Raw genomic sequence first — 21892 nt, forward strand, 5'->3', positions numbered from 1 at the left:
CGGGCGGCCCTCGCGAGGGCCGGCCCGGCCACGGGGCCGGTGGTGCGCGGTCCGGGTGGCGCGCGGCTCGCGTCAGTCGTTCTTGCCGCGTCCCGTCAGGGCGTCACGGAGCCGGTCGACCATGCCCGCGCCCGGCCCGAGGAGCTTGTTGCCGGGCGGGGTGTCCGGGGCCGCCGGGTGCGGCCGGGTCGGCGCCTTCTTCTTCGCCATGCGCACCTTGTCGCCGAGTTGGTCCAGGTCATCGGTGGTGCACACCTGCCGCATCATGGGGAAGAGGTTGCCCTCCTCGTCCGCCACGTGGTCGCGGATCTCGCTCATCAGCTGGGTCATCAGCCGGTCGAACTGGGGGTCGTCGGCCTGGCAGTGCTCCAGTTCCTTCATGGTGCGCTCGGCCGCCGAGTGGTCGTCGATCTCCTTGTCGGCGATGCCGTCGCCGTCCGGGAGGCTCTTGCGCACCGCCGGGTACAGGTACATCTCCTCGGCGACGGCATGGCGCACCAGCTCGATGGTGACCTTGTCGACGACGTCCTTGCGCCGGCTGTCGCCGGACGGCAGGGCCTCGAACTGCGCGAACATCTCCTCGACCTCGCGGTGGTCGGTGGTCAGCTCGTTGATGACGTCTCCGCCGTGTCCCACGGGATGCTCCTTGCCTCTGCGGTGGGCCGGATGTGCGCGGCCGCCTCATTGGTAACGGGGCCGGGGGCGGGAAGCGGCTGATTGGGCCGCTGGGCGGCGCGTCGGGTCCTGCCGCGGGGCCGTCCCGGCGGGTGGCCGGCGGGCGGGGTCCCCACCGGGGTGTGAGACTGCTGGGCAGGGGGGCGGCGGAAGGAGACGGGGCGTTGACCTCGGAGACCGACGGCGGCCTGGAGGAGTTCCTGGCCCGCCCGGACAGCCCGGGACTCGACCTGTCCACCGCCGTGGCCCGCTGCTCCACGGCCCTGGGCCTGCAGCACTCCGTGGTCTACCTCGCCGACCTGCAGCAGCGCCGGCTGATCCCGCTCACCGACGTGGCACCGGCCCTGCCCGTCGACGACTCGCTGGCCGGCTGGACGTACCGCACCCAGTCCCTGCGGGTGGAGGAGTCCGGGACCGGCGGCATGACGCTGTGGCTCCCGCTGCTGGACGGGGCGGAACGCCTCGGGGTGCTCGCCGTGCACGCGCCGTCGCTGACCCCGGCCTCCCTGCGCCGCGGCCGGGCCCTCGCCGCGCTCCTGGCCATGATGATCACCTCGAAGCGGGCCTACAAGGACTCCTTCGTGCGCCGGACGCGCACCGAACGCATGCGGCTGCCCGCCGAGATGCTGCGCGCCTTCCTGCCGCCCCGCACGATCGGCACCCCGCACGTCGTCTCCACGGCCGTGCTGGAACCCGCCTACGAGATCGGCGGGGACGCCTTCGACCACTCCCTCACCGAGGCGTCCCTGCACACCACCGTCCTCGACGCCATGGGGCACGACCTGGCGTCGGGGCTGACCACCGCGGTCTCCCTGGCCGCCTGCCGCAACGCCCGGCGCACCGGCGCCGACCTCCCGGAGCTGATGCGCCGGGTGGACGACGCGCTGTCGCAGTGGCTCCCGGACCGGTTCTGCACCGGGGTCTTCACCCGGCTGGACCTGGCCACCGGGATGCTGCGCTGGAGCAACTGCGGGCACCCCGCTCCCCTGCTCATCCGCGGGCAGCAGCTGGTGGCCGACGCCATGGCGCGGGAGGCGGATCCCCCGCTGGGGCTGCCGTCGCTGCTCGCCGCCCGGCCGCGGCGGACCCACGAGATCGCCCTGGAGCCCGGTGACCGCGTCCTGATGTACACGGACGGGGTCACCGAGGCCCGCACGGCGGACGGCGGCGAGTTCGGGCTGCGGCGTTTCGCCGACTACGTCATCCGGGCGACGGCCGCGGGGGAACTCGCCCCGGAGGTCCTGCGCCGCCTGATCCACTCCCTCCTGGACACGCGGGACAGCCGGCTGCGGGACGACGCGACCATCCTGATGTTCGAGTGGTGGCCGCCGACCGCGACCGTCTGAGCCACGGCCACCCGCACGATCACCCGCACGCCCACTCCACGGAGACCGGCTCGAAGCCGACCCGGGTGACCCCGCCGTCCGCCCAGCGCACCGTGACGCCGTGCGCGTCCGCCGCCGTCACCTCCGCCACCCGGGCGAGCGGCCCGGTCCCCTCCTCGCCGGTCAGCAGGGCCAGGCACGCGTACACGGCGGTGCCCCCGGCCGGTGCGGTCAGGCGCGGGACCAGGGCCCACGGGGTGTACGCGGTGCCCTGCGGCGCCCGGACCCCGTCCCCGGCGAAGGGGCCGGACGGCCCGGTCCAGCCGTGCAGCGGGTGCAGCTCGCTCCGTACGCCGCCGTCGGGACCGGCCGCCCAGCCCGTCTGGACGACACGGGCCCCCGGCGGCGCCCCGGCCACGCGGTGCACCCGCAGCTCGTACCGGCCGCGCGCCACCACCACGCTCTCCACCCGCAGTCCGGGCACCATCGGCGGCCCGGAGACGAAGACCGGCCGGTGCCAGGACGCCGCCCAGCCGTCCCCGGCGCCCAGCGGGTGGATGCGGCGGCGCACGCTCGGCACCCCGGCCACCTCGACGGCGAGGTGGTTGTCGGGGACGTTGCCGGGCGCGGTCGGGCCGGTGTGCGTCGAGTACGCCTGCCGGCCGTAGTGCGGGTCCTCCTGCGCGGCCGACTCCCCCTCGTGCGGGCGCACGTGGTCGCTGCCGTGGTTGTGCAGCCGGACGATCCCGTCGGCGCGGGTGGACTGCACCAGCAGGCCGGGCGCGGGCAGGGCCAGGACCCGGTCGGCCTCCTCGACGGGTGCCGCCTCTTCGGGCGCCGTCCACAGCGGGTGGCCCTCCGGGGCGAGCAGGCAGACGAACGCCTTGGACGCCCAGTACGGGGAGGCGGGGCCCGAGTAGCGCTGGGCGCTCGCCTCGTGCGGGCCGTGCCAGCCGAGGCTGAGCAGCCCGTCCTCCCCCACCGCGCCCCGGTCGAGGAAGTACCGCAGCGCCCCGCTCGCCAGACGGCGCGAGATGCCGGGCGCGAGGGGGGTGTGGCCGGTGAGCGCGCCCAGGCCCACGGCGGCCGAGGCGGCGAAGCGGTACGTCACGGAGCGGCCGAAGTGGACGGGCGCCCCGTCGCCGCCGAAGAGGAGGGAGAAGCCCTCCAGGTGCTCGCGCAGCCGGGGACCGTAGCGGTCGGCGAGCGCGGTGTCACCGGAGAGGTGCGCCTCGAGGACCGGGTAGAGGTGCAGGGCCCAGCCGTTGTAGTGGTCGAAGGCGCGGCCGTCGCCGTCGGCGTACCAGCCGTCGCCCCGGTACCAGCCGTCCAGCAGGTCGAGAGCCCGTTCCCTGGCTCGCCGTGTCTCGTCGTCGCCCCGTCCGACCGAGTCCAGGAAGGCGGCCACCGTGTAGGGGAACAGGTACCAGTTGTTGGGCGCGGGGACGTGGCGCAGGGCGCCGCGCAGCCACTCCTCCGCGCGGTCCTGGACGGCGGCGTCCAGCCGGTCCCACAGCCAGGGACGGGTCAGCCGCAGGCCGAGCGCGACGGACGCGGACTCGACCATGGGCTGGCCCTGCACGTGGTGGTCCAGGATGAGCGGCCAGGACTCGGTGTCCTCGCGGCCGGGGGTGCGGGTGCCCGAGGCGAGGCCCTGCGCGTAGCGGTCGAGCCAGCCGTGCGGGTCCTTGCCGTCGGCCCCGGCGACGCGGAAGGCCGCCGCGAGGAACGTACGGGCGTAGCCCTCCAGGCCGTCGGAGCGCACTCCGGAGACGGACGGCTTGCCGGGCAGGTCGATCAGGGCGCGGCCGGGGGTGGACCGGCGCCAGGCCGCGTCGAGGAGTCCGTCGGCGACGGCCTCCCAGTGGGCGCGGGTGTAGCCGGTGTACGGGCTGAGGGCGCGGTCGTCGGCGGGGAGGGTCAGGGGGTGGGTCGGGGACACGGCCGTCATGCCAGGTACGCCAGCCTTTCGCGTCGTACGGGATGGGCGAAGCCGTCGCCCGCGGCCCAGCGGCGCACCTCGTCGACGGCGAGTTCGGCGAGGCGGCGCCATTCGTTGCCCTGGGAGCCGGCGAGGTGCGGGGTGATCAGGACGTTGTCGCAGTCCCACAACGGGTGGTCGGGCGGCAGGACTTCGGGGTCGGTGACGTCCAGGACGGCGCGGACGCGGCCCTCGGCGGCCGCCTCGGTGAGCGCGTCCTGGTCGACGACGGCCCCGCGCGCGGTGTTGACCAGGACGGCGTCCGGGCGCATCGCGGCGAGGAGTTCACGGGAGACGAGGCCCCGGGTGGCCGGCAGCAGTGGGGTGTGCACGCTGACGACGTCGCCGCGCGCGAAGAGGTCGGGCAGCGACACCGGGGTCACCCCGAGCGCGGCGGCCTCCTCGTCGGTGACGTACGGGTCGTGGAGCAGTACCTCCAGGTCGTACGGGCGCAGCAGTTCGATGACCCGGCGGCCGATCAGGGAGGCGGACAGGATGCCCACCGTACGGCGGTAGTTGCCGGTGGCACGGGGTGTGCGCAGGAAGTCGCCGTGGGTGCGGGCGGCGCGGTAGTCGCGGGCGCTCTCCAGGACGCGTTTACCGGTGAGCAGGATCATCGCGACCGTGTACTCGGCCACGGGCACCGCGTTGGCCGCGGCGGCCGAGGAGACCTCGATGCCGCGGTCCCAGCAGGCGTCGGTGACATGGGCCCGGACGGAGCCCGCGGTGTGCACGACGGCGCGCAGCCGCGGGGCGCCGGCGAGCACCTCGGCGGTGAGGGGCGGGCAGCCCCAGCCGGTGACGAGGATCTCGGTGTCCGCGAGGACCGCGCGGGCCCGGTCGGTGGTGAGGTCGTCGAGGACGGGAAGGGGGGCCAGGTCGCAGACCTCGGCGAGGGCGGCGAGCGCCGGGGGTTCGAGGACGGCCTCGGCGGCCTCGCGCGAGAGGGCGAGGGCCGCTCGGGGCCGGTGGGGCGGGGGCATTGTCCTCCAGTGCTTGCGGTTACTTGACGGCTCCCGCCGTGAGTCCCGACCGCCAGAAGCGCTGGAGCAGGACGAAGGCGAGGATCAGCGGCACGACGGCGAGCAGCGATCCCATGATCACGACCGGGTAGTACTCGGGCCAGGTGGTGGCGGCGCTGTTCCAGGCGTACAGGCCGAGGCTGACGGGGTACAGGTCCTGGTCGGACAGCATCACCATGGGCAGGAAGAAGTTGTTCCAGATGGCGGTGAGCTGGAAGAGGAAGACGGTGACGACGCCGGGCGCCAGCATGCGCAGCGCGACCCGGAAGTACGTGGCCAGCTCCCCCGCGCCGTCCATCCGCGCGGCCTCCAGCACCTCGTCGGGCACGTAGCCCTGGCTGAAGATCCGCCCGAGGTACACGCCGAAGGGGTTGAACAGCACGGGCACGAAGACCGCCCAGAAGGTGTTCACCACGCCGGCCTCGGAGGCCATCAGGTACAGCGGCAGGGCGAGCACGGTCTGCGGCACCATCACGGCGGCCAGGACCAGTCCGAAGAGCTTCTCCTTGTGCCGGAAGCGGTACTTGTCGAAGGCGTACCCGCAGGCGACGCTCAGCAGCGCGCCGATCGCGGCGCCGAGGACGGCGTACAGCAGGCTGTTGACGTACCAGCGGCCGTACAGTCCGCCGTCCATCGCGAACAGGTCCTGGACGTTCCGCACGAAGGAGAAGTCGCGCAGGGCGAGCAGGTCGCTGCCGAAGAGCGCGTCGCGGTCCTTGGACGCGGCCAGCACCAGCCACAGCACGGGCAGCAGCGTGTAGAGGACCGAGACGCCGACGACGAGGCGGACGGTGGCGCGGCCCAGCAGGCTCGGGCGTGCGGTGGCGGGTCCTGCGGTGGCGTGGCTGCTCATCGGGCCGCCTCCGCACGGGCGCCGGCGCGGCCGGTCCAGCGGGTGACGCCGTAGGAGAGGGCGATCGTGCAGATCAGCAGGACCACCGAGGCGGCCGCCGCGAGGCCGTAGTTGTTGCGGTTGAAGGCGGCGTCGTAGATGTACATGCTGGGCGAGAAACGGGAGTTGATCATCGGGGTGGACTGGCTGAGCAGCATCGGTTCGGTGAACAGCTGGAGCGCCCAGATCAACGTGAACATCGCGACCATCACGATCGAGGCGCGCACCAGCGGCGTCTTCACCTGGAGCGCGGTACGGACCGGGCCCGCGCCGTCGACGACGGAGGCCTCGATCACCTCGCGCGGTACGGCCTGCAGGGCGGCGTAGAAGATGACCATGTTGTAGCCGAGGTTGCTCCACAGGGCGATGTTGACGATCGACGGCAGGACGGTGCTGACGCCGAGGAAGTTCACGGTGATGTCGGCCCTGCCGAGGAGGTCGATCACCGGGCTGAGGCCGGGCGTGTAGAGGTACAGCCAGATCAGGGCGGCGATGATGCCGGGCACCGCGTGCGGCAGGAACAGTGCGAGCTGGGCCCAGGAGCGCAGCCGGACCACGCCCGCGTCGAGGAGCAGCGCCAGGGCGAGGGCTCCCACGACCATCAGCGGGATGTAGACCAGGCAGTAGAGGGCGACGGTGCCGAGGCCGCCGAGGAAGGTGGGGTCGGTGAGGACGGCGGCGTAGCTGCGCAGTCCGACGAAGACCGTGCGTTCGGGGCCGAAGCCGAGGCCGGGCTGGTCGTCCTGGAAGAAGCTGAGCCACACGGCGGTGCCGACGGGGATCAGGAAGACGACCGTGAGGAGGAGGAAGAAGGGCGTCATCAGGAGCGCGGCCGCGCCGAGTTCACGGCGGCGTGCGACCTTGCGGACGCGGTGTGCGGGCCGGGCTCCGGTGCCGGGCGCGTCGGGTGTGCCGGTCCTGGGGACCGAGGGTGCCGTGGTGGTCATGGATACGGGTCACCTGCCTCTCTGCAGGGCCGGGCGAGCAGGTCGAGGGTCAGGTGCTGTGCCGGGTGGTGCTGAGACCGAGGGCCTTCAGGTCGGGCATGGTGCCGTCCTCGGCGGCGCGCACGGCGTCGAGGATCGTGCCCCTGCCGCCGCTCGCGCGGGCGAAGCCGTCCTGCATGACCTTCTGGGTGGCGGTCATACGCGGTCCCCAGGTCCAGCCGTCGCGGACCTTCTCCGCCTCCTCGGCGAAGAGCCGGTAGATGTCCTGGCCGCCGTAGTACGAGCGGTCGAAGGCCGCGCTGCCGACGTCGACGAGCTCGGCCGTGACGGGGAACTGGCTGCTGGTGCCGCTGGAGAGGCGGGCGCGCAGGGCGTCGGGGTGGGAGACCTGCCAGGCGATGAACTCCATGGCCGCCTCCGGGTGCCGGCTGTCCTTGGTGACGGCGAAGGTGGAGCCGCCGTGGGTGCCGACGGCGGGGCGGGACGCGTCCTCGTCCCACTGGGGCAGCGGTGCGATCCGCCACTGTCCCTTCTGGCCGGGGCGGGCGTTCATCTGGGCGCCCGCGTCCCACGCCCCGCTGAGGCGGGTCAGCACCTGGCCCTGGCCGATCTGGGCGTCGTGCTGGCGGCCCTCCGACGGGTTCATGAACACGAGGTCCTCGTCGGCGAGGCGCTGCCAGTACGCGGCCACCTCGCGGGTGGGCGCGTCGGCGAGGGAGACGTTCCAGGCGCCGCGCGCGGTGTCGAACCACTGGGCGCCGGCCTGCCAGGCGTAGGCGGCGAACTGGGTGCCGCCGTCGGTGGGGAAGATGGCGATCCGGCTGTCCGGTGCCCTGCGGCGGACGGCGCGGGCGGTCTCCTCGTACGCGGCCCAGGTGCGGGGGACGTCGAGGCCGTACTCCTCGAAGAGGTCGGCGCGGAGGTGCAGCACCATCGGCTCGATGTCGAGGGGGATGCTGAAGACGCGGTTCTCGAAGGTGGTCAGCGCGAGGGCCTGCGGCAGCAGCCTCCCGCGCAGCCGGCCGCCGTCCAGGGCGTCGACGAGGCCGGTGAGGTCGCGGGCGACGCCGTCGATGGCGAAGCCGGGCACCTGCGGGTACTCGAGGGTGGCGATGTCCGGGGCGTTGCCGGCCCGGGCGGCGTTGCTGAGCTTGGCGTAGCCTCCCTGGTTGCCTGAGGGGATCTGCTGGAAGTCGACCTGGACGCGGTCGTGGGTGCGGTTGAACGCGTCGACCACCTCCTGGCTGCCGCGCAGCGCGGACCAGAAGGTGATGCGTGTGACGCCTCCCGTGCCTGCGCGCGACCGCCGGCTCCCGCCGTCGTCCTCGCTCCCGCTGCAGGCGCCCAGGGCGCCGGTCAGGGGGAGCGCGGTGATCGCGCCCAGCACGGAACGGCGGCCTGGCAGTCCAGGCATGGGTACCTCCCGCGGCTCTGTTCGGGACACGGGCATCGTTGATCGGCCCGTGGAGGCGGGTCAATCGTTCGATCGCAACAAGCACAAACGGTCAAACGATCAGCCGGGGACGGCGGGCGGGGGCTGCGCCGAGCCGCGGACCTTCAGCTCCGGGAGCAGTTCGACGCGCCGCACGGCCTCCGGCACGGTGGCCGTGCCGTGCTCGAACGCCAGGCGGCGCAGCAGCAGTTCGGCCGCCGCGCGGCCCACCTCCGCCTTCGGCGGGGCGACCGCGGTCAGGGGCACGCTGCCCAGGGCGGCGACCACGTCGTCGTAGGCCACCACCGAGCAGTCCTGCGGCACCCGCACGCCCGCGTCGGCGAGTTGCTGCACCAGCATCAGCGCGTCCACGTCCCCGTGCAGGAGGGCGCCGGTGGCGCGGCGCGCCCGCAGCAGCGCGGCCAGGTCCAGCGGGGCGGGGGCGCTCAGCACCACGCACCAGTCCTCGATCTCCGGCCGGGCCGCGGCGATCCCGGTGAAGGCCGCCCGCACCGCGCGGGCGGTGGGGCTGTCGTCGCGGGCGGCGAGCACGATGCGCCGGTGGCCCAGCGCCACCAGGTGCTCCACCGCGAGGTGCACCCCGTACCAGTGGTCGGAACAGACCGAGTCCACGGCGTGCAGGGGGCCTCCGCGCTCCGGGCGGCGCTCCATGAGGACCGTGGGCACGCCCGTCTCGGCCGGCCAGCGCGCCTCCGCCTCCTCGTCCGCGCCGCTCCAGCGGGGCGCGACGAGCAGTCCGCGTGCCCCGCCGGCCAGCGCGCTGTCCACGATGGACCGTTCGGCGCCCGCGGCCTGGGGCGCGATGTGCAGCGCGACCCGGACCCCGGCCTCCTCCAGCACGCCGCGCGCGCCGTGCAGCGCCTCGTTGAGGTAGATGTGCCGTTCGGGGACCACGACGGCGACCGCCGCGCCGCGGTCGTACGGGGCGGCGGCGCGGTCCGGCCGTGCCACCGGGACCACCGGGCGGACCACGCCGTGGCCGCGCCTCAGCAGGCCCGAGCGCCCGAGTTCCTCGACGTCCCGGCGGACGGTGACGACCGAGACCTCCAGCTCGGCCGCGAGGTCGCTCACCCGGGCCGAGCCGCGGGACTGGACCACCGCCAGGATCCGCCGGCGGCGCACCTCGGCGGGTTCCCGCATGCCGGCCCGCCCCCTCCCCCTCCCGTGCCGCGCACGGAATGTTCGTTCGACCGGTTCGGCGGCAGCATAGCGAGCGGGGGCCGGGAGGGCTCCGAAGGAAGGCGGACGTCGACGGAAGGCGGACGCGGACGTTCCCCTTGTGTCCGGCTCCATCCGGTATTGCGCCAATGATCGCCAACAGCCCTCCGGCCGGTCCGGCCCCACCGGACTCCCGGGTGACGCCCACTCCACCCGCCGCTACGGTGCACCGACATCTCGCACGGCCCCGCGCGAACAGTCCGTCACGGCACCTTCACGCAGCGCGCACTTCCGGCCGCCCGGCATATCCACCGTGCCCCACGGGGAAGACGATCCACTCGCGTCTCTCCTAGCCTCCCGGGCCATGCGACACACACAGTTGAGAAGACGCCTCGGCCTCGCCTCCCTCCTCACCGTCCTCCTCGCCCTGTTCGGCGCGGCTCCCGCCGCGAGCGCGGCCGCGGCCGACCCCGCCGAGCTGACCTTCGGCACCAGCAGCGCCACCACGCAGCCGGGCGGCTCGGTCGACGTGTCGATGACGCTCACCAACAACCACACCTACGACGTGTGGTTCGTGTACCAGAGCATCGACCCGACCTGGCTCACCACGCAGCGCCCCGACCTGAGGTACTCCTTCACCGGGTGCAGCCTCGCCACGGCCGACGGCGCCGTCCCCTGTTCCGGTACGGGGCCGGCCGACCTCGGGTCCAACTACGGCACGACCGTTCCGCCCGGCCAGAGCCGTACCGTCACGCTGACGCTGCAGATCGCCGAGGACTCCGGCTGCAACGGCAACATCGGCTTCTACTCGTACTACTACGCCGAGTTCAGCGACAGCACGAGTGTCAGCGGCGGCCCGCTCTACACGCCCGAGGTACGGGTGCTCTGCCCCTGAGGTGCGGGCGCTCCGCCCTGAGGTGCGGGTGACCGCGGCTCCGCCTCCCTTCCGTTGAGTCCGCCTCCGTCCACCGCACCGGCACCACCCGTCGGCGGCCGCCCCGAATCCGTGCGGGGCGGCCGCCCTTCGCCGGTGCGGGCCGGTGACACGTGACTTGAAATCGATCACGGGGCGGAAGCCCGGCAGGGTCTGTACCAGTGGCGGTCGCGCGCCCGGCCACGCCCCGCGCTCCGCCCCCTCCGCCTCGGCCCGGGCCTGGCACGTCCCGTTTTCCGGAATGCGTGTACAGGTGACCGCGCCCTGTCGACCAAACCTCTCCGCCTGCCCCTTCCGCCCATATGGACACCTGCGCTTTTCCGTCATGTTTCGCAGCAGGCACACAAAAGTTCCCCATGGGCCCCACTATGTGTGCGGGACGGATGCGGATCGACCGGATGCCTGAGGGGGGCTACGGCGTTCGTACACGGGGGTGCGTCTCGGTCCGCAGGGGGCTGTGCTCACCCCGCCCGGGGGAGGGGACTCGACCGCATGAAGCGGAGCATGCGCACAGCCATGTGCACGGTGGGGGCACTGATCGCCACGCTCGGCTGGCCCGTGGGGGCGGCACAGGCCGACGAGCCGGCGGTACGGATCGACCTGCGGGTCCTGGTGGTGAGCGACGGCGGGCCGGCCACCGACGCGATCGCCGCCGAACTGGGCCGGGCGGGCACGCCGTACACCGAGATCGACCTGGAGCAGTCGGCCCGGCCGGTGATCGACGAGGACTTCCTCGCGGACACGGTGGACGGCCGGCCGCGCGCGAAGTTCCAGGCCGTCGTGCTGCCCGACGACAACCCCTTCCCCACGGGCTCCGCCGAGATGGCGGCCCTGGTGGAGTACGAGCGGACGTATGCGATCCCCCAGGTGGACGCCTACACGTACGCCCGTCCCGAGGTGGGACTCCAGTACGGCGTCGGGAGCGGTTACGCGGGCAGCGTGGACGGCGTGGAGGCCCAGGTCACGGCGGCCGGCCGGTCCGGTCCCTTCGGCTACCTCGACGGGGCCGTGCCCTTCGAGGACAACGACCCGGCGATCGGCGAGAGCTACGCCTACCTGTCCACCCCCGTCGCGGGCGCCGACTTCACCCCGTACGTCGAGGCGCAGATCCCGGGGCGGTCCACCAAGGGGTCGCTGGTCGGCGAGTACCGGCACGACGGGCGGCGCGAGCTGGTCGTCACGTTCGTCTACAACCAGCACCAGCAGCAGTTCCGGCTGCTGGCCCGGGGCATCGTCGAGTGGATGACCGGGGGCGTGCACCTCGGCGCCTCGCACAACTACTTCGCCGTGCACGTGGACGACGTCCTCGCCGCGGACGACCGCTGGAACAGCGAGCTCAACTGCACGCCCGGCGACGTCGACTGCACGGACCCGGACGTCGAGGCCGACCCGATCCGGATGACGGCGGCGGACGTCGACCACGCCACCGACTGGCAGGACGAGCACGGCCTGACCCTCGACCTGGCGTACAACGCGGCCGGCGCCGTCGACCACCGCGAGCAGAACGGCGGCGCCGACGAGCTCACCGACCGGTTCCTCGCCGTCCGCGACGAGTTCCGCTGGATCAACCACACCTACTCGCACGCCTTCCTAGGCTGCAAGCAGGACACGAGCGTGGTGCCGTGGCGCTGCGCCACCACCGCCGGCGGCGCCGTCGACTGGGTGAGCCGCACCGAGATCTCCGACGAGATCGCCCTCAACCGCGTCTGGGGCGAGACCAACGGACTGCCCCTGGAGAACGACGAGCTGGTGACCGGTGAGCACTCCGGTCTCAAGGTGACCCCGCAGCAGCCCGAGGACAACCCGAACCTCGGCCCTGCCCTCACCGACAACGGCGTCACCTGGCTCGCCTCGGACAACTCCCGCGACCCAGGCCAGCGCCGGGTCGGCTCCGCCCTCACCGTCTCGCGCTACCCGATGAACGTCTTCTACAACGCGGGGCGCGCGGCCGAGCAGGTCGACGAGTACAACTGGATCTACACCAGCCGTGCCCAGGGCGGCAGCGGCATCTGCGAGGACAACCCGGCGACCTCCACCTGCCTGCCGGAACCGCTGGACACCGCCACCGGGTACACGGACCACATCGTCCCGCTGGAGACCCGCATCGCACTCGGGCACGTCCTCGGCAACGACCCCAGGCCGCACTTCATCCACCAGTCGAACCTGGCCGAGGAGCGCATCGCCTACCCGGTGCTCGACGGCGTCCTGACCGAGTACGCCGACCTGTTCGCCGACGACACCCCCGTGGTCAACCTGCGGCAGCGGGAGATCGGCGCCGAGCTGGAGCGGCGGGCCGCGTGGCAGGCCGCCGTCGACGCGGGCGAGGTCACCGCCTACCGCATCGGCACCACGGTCACCGTCGAGGCGCCCGACGGGCTGGCGACGCCCGCCACCATGCCGGCGGGCACGACCACGGGCACCGCCGCGTACGGCGACGCCTACGCCGGGCTGGTGTCCGCCTGGACGCCCGCGGCAGCCGAGCCGCTGACCCTCGCCCTGCCGTCGGCCCCGGCCGCGCCGCCCGCGGACCCCGCCGGTGCCTCCGCGCCCTCGACCACCGCACCGGACACCTCCGTGCCCGCCGGGGTGACCGAGCCGGTGCCGTACGCGCCGCAGGGCTGACCGCTCCGCATCCGTCACCGGGTTCCGGCCGCCGACCACGGCCGGGACCCGCGCCCTCCCCCACCACTCCCCACCGGCCCACAACGGCGGAGCACAACCATGCACGTTCTCCACGCCGCGCCCCGCTCCGGCGCGACGCGCGTCACCCTGCTCACCGAAGGAACGTATCCGCACAGTCATGGCGGCGTGAGCGTCTGGTGCGACCAGCTCGTCACCGGCATGCCCGACCTGGACTTCGACGTCGTCGCGGTGACCGGCACCGGCCGGGAGCCGGTCGTCTGGGACATCCCCGCGCAGGTCTCACGTGTGACCCCGGTTCCCATGTGGGGACCGGCGCCCGACGGACGCCCGCCCCGCGGACGCCGCGAGCGGCACCTCGCCGAGGTCCACGAGCAGTTCCTCACCGCCCTGCTCGACCCGGCCGCCGAGGACGGGTTCGGTCCCGCTCTGTACGGGCTCGCGGACGCGGCCGCCGCGGGCGAACTGAGCCCCTTCCTCCGCGGTGACCGGGCGCTCGGCGTCCTCTCCGCCGTCTGGAACCGCCCGGGGGTGGCGGCGCGCGCGGCGCGGCCCACCCTGCACGACGCCGTCACCGCCACCATGCTGCTGGAGCACGCCCTGCGCCCGCTGGCCGCGCCCCCGCCCGAGGAGGGGGTGGCGCACGCGGTCAGCGGTGGCGTCGCCGTCCTGCCGGGGCTCGTCGGACTGCGCCGGCACGGCGTTCCGCTGCTGCTGACGGAGCACGGCGTCTACCTGCGGGAGCGCTACCTCGGCTACCGCACCGCGCCCTACCGCTGGCCGGTCAAGGCGGTCGTCCTCGGCTTCTTCCGGCTGCTGGCGGAGGAGACCTACCGGCGGGCCGCCCTGGTCACGCCGGGCAACCGGTACAACCGGCTGTGGGAGGAGGAGGGCGGGGCCGACCCCCGGCTGATCCGTACCGTCTACAACGGCGTCGATCCCGCGGCGTTCCCGCCGGCCGGTCCCGAGCCGGAGGTGCCCACCCTGAGCTGGGCCGGCCGGGTCGACCCCATCAAGGACCTGGAGACGCTGATCCGCGCCTTCGCCGTCGTCCGGGAGAAGCTGCCCGAGGCGCGGCTGCGGCTCTTCGGCGGCACCCCGCGCGGCGGCGAGGCGTACCGGGAGCGGTGCGAGGCGCTGGCCGCCGAGCTGGGCCACGGCGACGCGGTGACGTTCGAGGGCCGGGTCGACGACATCAAGGACGCGTACGCGGCCGGGAACGTCGTGATGCTCTCCAGCATCAGCGAGGGCTTCCCGTTCACCCTGATCGAGGCCATGTCCTGCGGGCGGGCCACCGTCTCCACGGACGTGGGCGGGGTGCGGGAGGCCGTCGGCGACACCGGGCTGGTGGTCCCTCCGCGCGATCCGGCCGCCATGGCCGCCGCGGCGCTGGAACTGCTCGGCGACGCGGAGCGCCGGCGGCGGATGGGCGAGGCGGCGCGGCTGCGGGTGATCGAGCAGTTCACGCTGCGGCAGACCGTCGACGCCTTCCGCTCCATCTACCTGGAGCTGGCGGCGCGCGGCGAGGTCACGCCGGACGACGCGCCCGCCCCGGACGCCACGCCGGCCATGGACGACGTGGCGCTCACGACCCTGCGGAGCGTGGCCGGATGAGCGGGCCGCTGGCGCTGGAGCCCGACGGCAAGGGCAACGACACGCTCTCCCTGCGGCTGGCGGAGGAACGCACCCTCGCCCTGCGGACGGTGGACGAGCACGCCGCCCCCGAGCGCACCCTCGCCCTGCGGACGGTCGGCGCACCCGCCACGCCCGAGCACACCCTCGCCCTGCGGCTGCCGCGCCACGAGCAGCGCGAGGCGGTGGACCGGCTCGCCGCCGACCTGGCGGACCGGGCCGGGCCCGCCGTGCACCCGTACGAGATCGCCGCGCTGCTGGAGTCGGAGGGCCTGACCGGCGAGGCGATACGGGACGGTTACGGCCACAAGGACCTGTTCTCGCTCGCCGCCGCCGTGTACGACCGGGTGCCGCGCGCCTTCCCCGAGCCCACGACGCCGCCCGACCCGTGGCGGCCGGACCACGTGCGGTGCCTGCTGCGCGGGCTGCTGTTCGCGCTGCCCGGCCTCGCCCACCTCCTCACCGCGCGGCTCTGGCAGTCCGACGGCGGACCGGCCGCCCTGGTCGTGGCCGGACTCGTCTCCTGGGCCTGGGGCCAGGCGCTGGGCCACCGCGCGTACCTGCGGCTGGCCGCGGGGCGCCGGGAGGCGGGGCGCACGCTGCTCGCGGGGGCGCCCCTGGGTGCCGTGCTCGCCACGGCGGCCGGGACGCTGACCGCCGGGCCCGGCCTCGCGGCGGCCCTGTTCACGGCCGGGCAGTCGGTGTACCTCGCGTGCGCCGGAGTGCTGCTGGTCCTAGCCCGGGAACGGCTGCTGCTGGCGGCGCTCGGCCCGCTCGTCGCGGGCGCGGCGGTGCTGCCGTGGTGGGAGCCGGGAGCCCTGCTGCGGGTGGGGCTGCCGCTGCTGTCGCTGCTGGGCGTGGTCGCGGCGGCCGGCTGGGTGCTGCGCTCCACGCTCACCGCGGCGCCCGCCCCGAACGCCGTCCGGCCGCGCCCGCTGCTCTCCCTGCCGTACGGGCTGTTCGGCCTGGCCGCGGGGGTGCTGGTGCTGGTGCAGGGCCGCTGGGAGCCGTACGCGGTGATCGTGCTGACGGTGAGCATGGGGCCGGCCGAGTGGCTGCTGTACCGGTACCGCGGGCTGTCGGTGGCGGCCCTGAGGGCGACCTCCACCCTGTCCGGGTTCCGGCTCCGCTCCGCCGGCATCCTCGCCCTCTGCCTGCTCGCCTACCTCGCCCCCCTGCTGCCCGCCGCGCTGCTGACCGGCGCCGAGCCGGCCCCGCTGCTGCTGCTCGCGGCCGTGCTGTGGACCGCGCTGCTGCTCCAGGCGTTCGGCACGGCCTGGGTGCCCGCCGCGGTGTGTCTCGCCGCGGCCGGCGCGGCGGGCGCGCTCGCCCTGCTGCGTCCGCCACCCGATCCCGTCCTGCTCTCGCTGTGCTGCGGGGCGGCCGCCGTGGTCCTCGCCGGATGGGCCCTGCACACCCTGGGCCGGCCCTCCGCACACGCCTGACACCCGACACACCGACCACCTACCGGAAAGGACCACCGCGTTGAGTTCCGCACCGCTCGCCGCCGTCACCGGAGCCGAGGGCTTCATCGGCTCCCACCTCACCGAGGCGCTGGTCGCCTCCGGGCACCGGGTGAGGGCGATGGCCCAGTACAACTCCTTCTCCTCCTACGGCTGGCTGGAGACCCTGCCGAAGGACGTCCTCGACGAGGTCGAGATCGTCCTCGGCGACGTCCGCGACCCGGGCTCGGTCCGCGGCCTCGCCGAGGGCGCCGACTGCGTCTACCACCTGGCGGCCCTGATCGCGATCCCGTACTCGTACCGGGCGCCGCACAGTTACGTGGACACCAACGTCACCGGCACGCTCAACGTGCTGGAGGCGGTCCGCGCGCTGGGCACGCCCCGGCTCGTGCACACCTCGACCAGCGAGACCTACGGCACCGCGCAGACCGTGCCGATCACCGAGGACCACCCCATCAACACCCAGTCGCCGTACGCCGCGTCGAAGGCGGGCGGGGACCGGCTGGCCGACAGCTACTACGCGAGCTTCGGCACCCCGGTGGTCACCCTGCGGCCGTTCAACACCTTCGGCCCCCGGCAGTCCATGCGGGCCGTGATCCCCACCGTCATCGGACAGCTCGCGGCCGGGACACGCACCATCACCCTGGGGGACCTGCGCCCCACCCGCGACTTCACCTACGTCAAGGACACCGCGCAGGCCTTCCTCGCGGTCGGCACGGCCGAGGCGGAGAAGGTCGTGGGCCGCACCCTCAACGCCGGGACCGGCGGCGAGATCTCGGTCGGCGACCTGGTGGCGCTGATCGGCAAGGTGATGGACACGGAGGTCGACGTCCGCGCGGACGCCGAGCGGGTGCGGCCCGCGAACTCCGAGGTGATGCGCCTCGTCGCGGACGCCGCCCGGCTCCGCGAACTCACCGGCTGGGCGCCCGCGCACAGCCTGGAGCAGGGCCTCGCGCACACCGTGGAGTTCTTCCGCGATCCGGCCAACCTCGCCCGCTACAAGACCGACATCTACAACATCTGAACGTCCCCGGCCTTCCGGAGAAACGTCACGTCACGGCACGGCACGGACATCACGTCACGTCAAGGCACGACCACACGTCCATGAAGGAGAGCCCATGCACGCAGTGATCCTGGCGGGAGGCAAGGGCGTCCGGCTGCGGCCCTACACCACCGCACTGCCCAAGCCGCTGGTGCCCATCGGCGACCAGCACGCCATCCTGGAGATCGTGCTGCGCCAGCTCGCGACGGCCGGCTTCACCAGCTGCACCCTCGCGATCGGTCATCTGGGGGAGATCATCCGCGCCTACGTGGGCGACGGTTCCCAGTGGGGCCTGACCATCGACTACGCCACCGAGGACAGCCCGCTCGGCACCATGGGCCCGCTGCTCACCATGCGGGAGCGGCTGCCGGAGGAGTTCCTGGTGATGAACGGCGACATCCTCACCGACCTCGACTACGCCGACGTCCTGCGGCACCACCGCGCCTCGGGCGCCCCGCTCACCATCGCCACCTACGCGCGCACGGTGAAGATCGACTTCGGGGTGCTGACCACCGACGACAGCAAGGTCGTCGGCTTCACCGAGAAGCCCAACCTGGACTACCGGGTCTCCATGGGCGTGTACGGGGTGAGCCGGGCCACGCTCGACAGCTACCCGGCCGGGCTGCCGCTGGGCTTCGACGAACTGGTCCTGGACCTGCTGCATGCCCAGAACCCGCCCCAGGCCTACGAGTTCGGCGGATACTGGCTGGACATCGGCCGCCCGGACGACTACGACCGGGCGAACGCCGAGTTCACCAGCCGCAAGTCCCTGCTGCTCAAGGGAGCCTGACCACCGTCATGCGCGTACTCGTCCTGGGCTACACCGGATACCTCGGCGGCCACGTCGTCGAGCACCTGCGCCTGCTGCCGGAGATCGGCGTCCTGCACGCCGGCCGGTCGGCACAGGCGCGGTTCGGCATCGACCTGGCCACCGCCGACACCGAGCGGCTGGCCGGAACCCTGGCGACGGCGGCCCCGGACGCAGTGATCAACTGCGCCGGGGCCGTCGGGGGCGACCCCGTCAGACTCGCCGAGGTGAACGCCCGGGGCACCGCGGTCCTGTGCGAGGCACTGCGGCAGGCGGCGCCCAAGGCCCGGCTCGTGCACCTGGGTTCGGCCGCCGAGTACGGACCGGGCGGCAAGGGGGTCAGGGTGACGGAGTCGGCGCCGACCCGTCCCCTGTCCCCGTACGGCGCGACCAAGCTCGCCGGCACCGTCACGGTGACCACGTCCGGGCTGGACGCCGTGGTGCTGCGGGTGGGCAACCCGGTCGGGCCCGGCGCGCCGCCGAGCGGTCTGCCGGGCCGGATCACGGGGATGCTGCGCGAGGCGGGCGGGGACCGGGAGGCGGTGCTGCGGCTCGGTGACCTGTCCGCCTACCGGGACTTCGTGGACGCCCGCGACGTCGCCCGCGCCGCGGTCCTCGCGGCGACCGCCTCCGGACCGCTGCCGCGGGTGCTCAACATCGGCGGCGGGCGGGCCGTCCGGGTCCGCGACCTGGTGCACCAGCTCGCCCGGATCGCCGGGTTCCAGGGGCGGATCGAGGAGGACGGCGGGGGCTCCGCGCGCTCGGGCGACGTCTCCTGGCAGTGCTCGGACATCACCGCGGCCCGGGAGGCCCTGCTGTGGCGGCCCTCGTACACGCTGGTGGCGTCGCTGGCCGCGCTGTGGTCGGCGTCGGCCTCCGCGGCGACGGCCCGGGCGGAGGGTGGCCCGGTCCGGTGAACCTCCTCGTGCCGCTGTACGTCCACCCCGCCGAGGACCCGGACGCCTGGCAGCGGCTGGTCCCGGCCGCGGACCGCTGTTACGGGGTGGTGGTGAACCCGGCGAGCGGTCCGGGCCGGGAACCCGACCCGGTGTACGCGGACGCCACCCGCGCGCTGCGCTCGGCCGGCGTCCGGCTGCTCGGCTACGTGGACACCGGCTACGGAGAGCGGTCCGCCGACGAGGTCGCGGCCGACGTCGTACGGCACCGCGACTGGTACGGGACCGACGGCTGCTTCCTCGACCGGGCGCCCTCCGGCACGGACCGGCTGGCCGCCTGCCGGAGACTGGTGAGACGGGTGCGACGCCTCGGCGCCGGGCCCGTCGTGCTCAATCCCGGTGTCCATCCGGCGCCGGGGTACGCGCGCGTGGCCGATCTCGTCGTCACCTTCGAGGGCCACTGGTCCACCTATGTGGCGGACGGTCACCGGCCGGACCGGACCGGGCGGCACGCGCCCGACCGGTTCTGCCACCTGGTCTACGGCGTCCCCGAGGCCCTGGTCCCCCTCGCCGTCCGGACCGCCCGGTCGCGCGGTGCGGCGGTGTGCGGCCCGGTCACCGGTGACCTGCCCAATCCATGGGCGCAGCCGACGCCCGCACTGGCGGGGACGGAGGGCTGAGGACGGATGGGTACGAGGACGGGGCGACGGGCGGCGCCGGTGTGCGCGGGGCTGGTGGCGGCCCTCATGACGGCGGCCGTCACGGGGTGCGCCGCGGACCGGGACGGTGACGCCGCCGGCGGCGGTCCCACCGGTGGCGGCCGGTGGCAGCCGCGGCCGGGGGTCGCCTGGCAGTGGCAGCTGGACGGAAGGGTCGACCCGTCCGTGGACGTCCCCGTCTACGACATCGACGGCTTCGAGAACACGGCCGCCGACGTGGCGGGTCTACACGCCGACGGCCGCAAGGTGATCTGTTACGTCAACGTGGGCGCGTGGGAGGACTTCCGGCCCGACGCGGACCACTTCCCCGAGTCCGTGCTGGGCGGGCCCAACGGCTGGGAGGGCGAGCGCTGGCTCGACATCCGCCGGACGTCGGTGCTGCGGCCGCTCATGGAGCGCCGCTTCGACATGTGCCGGGACAAGGGCTTCGACGCGGTGGAGCCCGACCTGGTGGAGGGGTACGCCGACGACACCGGGTTCCCGCTCACCGCGGACGACCAGCTCGCGTACAACCGGATGATCGCCGACATCGCCCATGAACGGGGGCTCGCCGTCGGCCTCAAGAACGACCTGGCGCAGATCCCCGAGCTCGTCGGCGACTTCGACTTCGCGGTCAACGAGGAGTGCGCCGAGTTCGCCGAGTGCGCGGAGCTGGAGCCGTTCGTCGCGGCCGGCAAGGCGGTGTTCCACGTCGAGTACCGGGAGCGGACCGAGGACTTCTGCGGCGAGGCGCGCGAGCTGCGGCTGTCGTCCATGCGCAAGAAGCTCGAGCTGGACGTGTGGCGGGACCCCTGCTGAGCGGCGGGTGCGCTCATCCGGCCCCCCACCGCGCCAGCCCGCGCAGGGCGGCGCCCCTCCCCCGGTCGGGCACCGTCCACAGCGTCTGGCCGCGGACGTGCCGGCGCTCCAGGAGGGCGTTGGCGGCGAGGAAACCGGTGGTCGCCGCGCGCTCCATGAGGGCGACCGGCAGATCCGTGCGCACCAGGTCGCCCGCCACCACCAGGCCGGGGTCCGGGGTCCGTACGGTGGGCCGGTCGGCGTGGCCGCCCACGGGGAACAGCGGGCAGTCGGCGCGCCACTCGTGCCGCTCGTCGACGACGCGCGCCTCGCGCGTCTCCGGGTACACCCGGTGCAACTGCTCCAGCAGGCGCTTCTGCTCGACGTCGCGCACCGCGCCGTCCGGCAGGGCGTACGCGTGCAGTTCGACCACCGAGCCGCCGGTGCGGGCCGACCAGCGGGCCGCCTCGCCCTCCCAGCGCTCCAGGACGCTGACGTTGTCCAGCGTGCCGTAACCGGCGGTACCGAGGAAGCCGGGCCGGTCGCGGGCGACCGGCCGGTCCAGCCACAGCCGGGAGACAAGGAACGGCGGGGCGTTGCGCAGCCGGGCGATCCGGGCCCGCCACGGGGCGTCGGCCAGCTGGGGGGAGCGGCCGACGAGCGCCCGCAGTCCGGCGGTGTCGAGGGCCAGGACCACGGTGTCGTGGCGGTGCGCCCCGTCCCCGGTGACGACGTCGAAGCCGCCGTCCGCGCGCGGGGAGACGGTCTCGACGGGGTCGCCGGTGCGCAGGTCGGCGCCGTGCCCCCGCAGGTAGCCGGCGAGGGGGTCCCACAGGGCCGTGGGGAAGGGCTCGTCCGGCACGTCGAAGAGCAGCCCCTCGGACGAGCCGAGGAAGTAGATGTGGAACATCAGCACCATCTCCGCCGCCGACAGTTCGCGCGGGTCGGCGAAGAAGCTGCGGGAGAACACCTCGAACGCCAGGTGCCGGGCGGCCTCCGGGAACCGGATCGTGTCCAGGAAGTCCCGGGCGCTGACGGTGTCCAGCCGCTCGTACACCTCCGGCACCCGGACGTCGAGCAGGGGCAGCGCGGCGACCGGGTCCATGCGCAGCAGGTCGCGGGCGCCGAAGGCGGGGCTCGACGCGACGAAGCCGAGCGCGCTCCAGGGCGGGGTGCGGGGCACGTGGCGGAAGCCGTCGCTCAGGCCGTTCGCGTGGCGCAGCGGGTAGTCGGGGAGGCCGGTGAGGCGGTCCAGGCCCGGGTCGGTACGGCGCAGCAGGCCACGGAGGTTGTAGTACTGGCGGAAGAACGCGTGGAAGCCGCGGCTCATCGTCACCGTGCTGCCGTCGGTGAGGGTCACGGGCCGGCCGGCCAGGCGCCCTCCGAGCACCGGCTCGCGTTCGTGGAGGGTCACCCGCACACCGCGCTCGGCGAGCGCCGTCGCGGCGGCCAGCCCCGCGATGCCGCCGCCGACGACGGCGGTGGTGGGCGGGGTGCCCAGCACCCGCTCCACCCCGGGCCGCGCGGG

Annotated in this window: 18 protein-coding genes; 10 read left to right on the forward strand and 8 right to left on the reverse strand. The window is 74.1% G+C overall.

Going from position 1 to position 21892, the window contains the following annotated elements:
• Positions 1 to 72: 72 nt before the first annotated feature.
• Positions 73 to 636, reverse strand: a complete 564-nt coding sequence (locus UW392_RS49975; protein ID WP_320782060.1) for a hemerythrin domain-containing protein — start codon at positions 634 to 636, stop codon at positions 73 to 75.
• Between the two features lie 203 nt (positions 637 to 839).
• Between UW392_RS49975 and UW392_RS49980 the strand changes: the two genes are divergently transcribed.
• Complete coding sequence (locus UW392_RS49980) at positions 840 to 2021, forward strand: SpoIIE family protein phosphatase (RefSeq protein ID WP_320782061.1); 1182 nt, start codon at positions 840 to 842, stop codon at positions 2019 to 2021.
• 19 nt (positions 2022 to 2040) lie between these two features.
• Here UW392_RS49980 and UW392_RS49985 read toward each other — a convergent pair whose 3' ends face one another.
• From UW392_RS49985 to UW392_RS50010, 6 genes are all read right to left on the reverse strand, one after another.
• Positions 2041 to 3951 (reverse strand): DUF2264 domain-containing protein, encoded by a 1911-nt coding sequence (locus UW392_RS49985; RefSeq protein ID WP_320782062.1) that lies wholly within the window; start codon positions 3949 to 3951, stop codon positions 2041 to 2043.
• On the reverse strand, positions 3948 to 4964 hold the full coding sequence (locus tag UW392_RS49990; RefSeq protein WP_320782063.1) for a hydroxyacid dehydrogenase: 1017 nt from the start codon (positions 4962 to 4964) through the stop codon (positions 3948 to 3950). The genes UW392_RS49985 and UW392_RS49990 overlap by 4 nt, the downstream gene beginning before the upstream one ends.
• 19 nt (positions 4965 to 4983) lie before the next feature.
• Positions 4984 to 5856 (reverse strand): carbohydrate ABC transporter permease, encoded by an 873-nt coding sequence (locus UW392_RS49995; RefSeq protein ID WP_320782064.1) that lies wholly within the window; start codon positions 5854 to 5856, stop codon positions 4984 to 4986.
• Complete coding sequence (locus UW392_RS50000; RefSeq protein ID WP_320782065.1) at positions 5853 to 6842, reverse strand: sugar ABC transporter permease; 990 nt, start codon at positions 6840 to 6842, stop codon at positions 5853 to 5855. Before UW392_RS50000 ends, UW392_RS49995 begins: the two co-directional genes overlap by 4 nt.
• A gap of 49 nt (positions 6843 to 6891) precedes the next feature.
• Positions 6892 to 8256, reverse strand: a complete 1365-nt coding sequence (locus UW392_RS50005) for an ABC transporter substrate-binding protein (protein WP_320782066.1) — start codon at positions 8254 to 8256, stop codon at positions 6892 to 6894.
• Between the two features lie 99 nt (positions 8257 to 8355).
• Complete coding sequence (locus UW392_RS50010; protein WP_320782067.1) at positions 8356 to 9435, reverse strand: substrate-binding domain-containing protein; 1080 nt, start codon at positions 9433 to 9435, stop codon at positions 8356 to 8358.
• Between the two features lie 382 nt (positions 9436 to 9817).
• On the opposite strand from UW392_RS50010, the gene UW392_RS50015 reads away from it, so the two are divergent.
• The 9 genes from UW392_RS50015 (at position 9818) to UW392_RS50055 (ending at position 20385) form a co-directional block, all read left to right on the forward strand.
• A complete protein-coding gene (locus UW392_RS50015) occupies positions 9818 to 10348 on the forward strand; it encodes a hypothetical protein (protein ID WP_320782068.1) in 531 nt (176 codons plus the stop codon).
• Positions 10349 to 10879: 531 nt separating this feature from the next.
• Positions 10880 to 13009, forward strand: coding sequence for a hypothetical protein (locus UW392_RS50020; RefSeq protein ID WP_320782069.1), 2130 nt, complete (start codon positions 10880 to 10882; stop codon positions 13007 to 13009).
• A gap of 99 nt (positions 13010 to 13108) precedes the next feature.
• Complete coding sequence (gene pelF / locus UW392_RS50025) at positions 13109 to 14641, forward strand: GT4 family glycosyltransferase PelF (RefSeq protein WP_320782070.1); 1533 nt, start codon at positions 13109 to 13111, stop codon at positions 14639 to 14641.
• Positions 14638 to 16104, forward strand: coding sequence for a hypothetical protein (locus UW392_RS50030; protein WP_320782071.1), 1467 nt, complete (start codon positions 14638 to 14640; stop codon positions 16102 to 16104). Before pelF ends, UW392_RS50030 begins: the two co-directional genes overlap by 4 nt.
• A 40-nt stretch (positions 16105 to 16144) precedes the next feature.
• Complete coding sequence (locus UW392_RS50035) at positions 16145 to 17146, forward strand: GDP-mannose 4,6-dehydratase (protein WP_320782072.1); 1002 nt, start codon at positions 16145 to 16147, stop codon at positions 17144 to 17146.
• A gap of 94 nt (positions 17147 to 17240) precedes the next feature.
• A complete protein-coding gene (locus tag UW392_RS50040) occupies positions 17241 to 17954 on the forward strand; it encodes a nucleotidyltransferase family protein (RefSeq protein WP_320782073.1) in 714 nt (237 codons plus the stop codon).
• 8 nt (positions 17955 to 17962) lie between these two features.
• Complete coding sequence (locus tag UW392_RS50045; protein ID WP_320782074.1) at positions 17963 to 18889, forward strand: NAD-dependent epimerase/dehydratase family protein; 927 nt, start codon at positions 17963 to 17965, stop codon at positions 18887 to 18889.
• The gene (locus UW392_RS50050) at positions 18886 to 19548 is read left to right on the forward strand and encodes a spherulation-specific family 4 protein (protein ID WP_320782075.1); all 663 of its coding nucleotides are present in this window, start codon (positions 18886 to 18888) and stop codon (positions 19546 to 19548) included. The genes UW392_RS50045 and UW392_RS50050 overlap by 4 nt, the downstream gene beginning before the upstream one ends.
• 6 nt (positions 19549 to 19554) lie before the next feature.
• A complete protein-coding gene (locus tag UW392_RS50055) occupies positions 19555 to 20385 on the forward strand; it encodes an endo alpha-1,4 polygalactosaminidase (protein ID WP_320782076.1) in 831 nt (276 codons plus the stop codon).
• Positions 20386 to 20398: 13 nt separating this feature from the next.
• On the opposite strand, the gene UW392_RS50060 is transcribed toward UW392_RS50055, so the two are convergent.
• The gene (locus UW392_RS50060; RefSeq protein WP_320782077.1) at positions 20399 to 21877 is read right to left on the reverse strand and encodes an FAD-dependent oxidoreductase; all 1479 of its coding nucleotides are present in this window, start codon (positions 21875 to 21877) and stop codon (positions 20399 to 20401) included.
• Positions 21878 to 21892 lie beyond the last annotated feature (15 nt).

The sequence above is a fragment of the Streptomyces sp. CRN 30 genome (genome assembly GCF_034105845.1).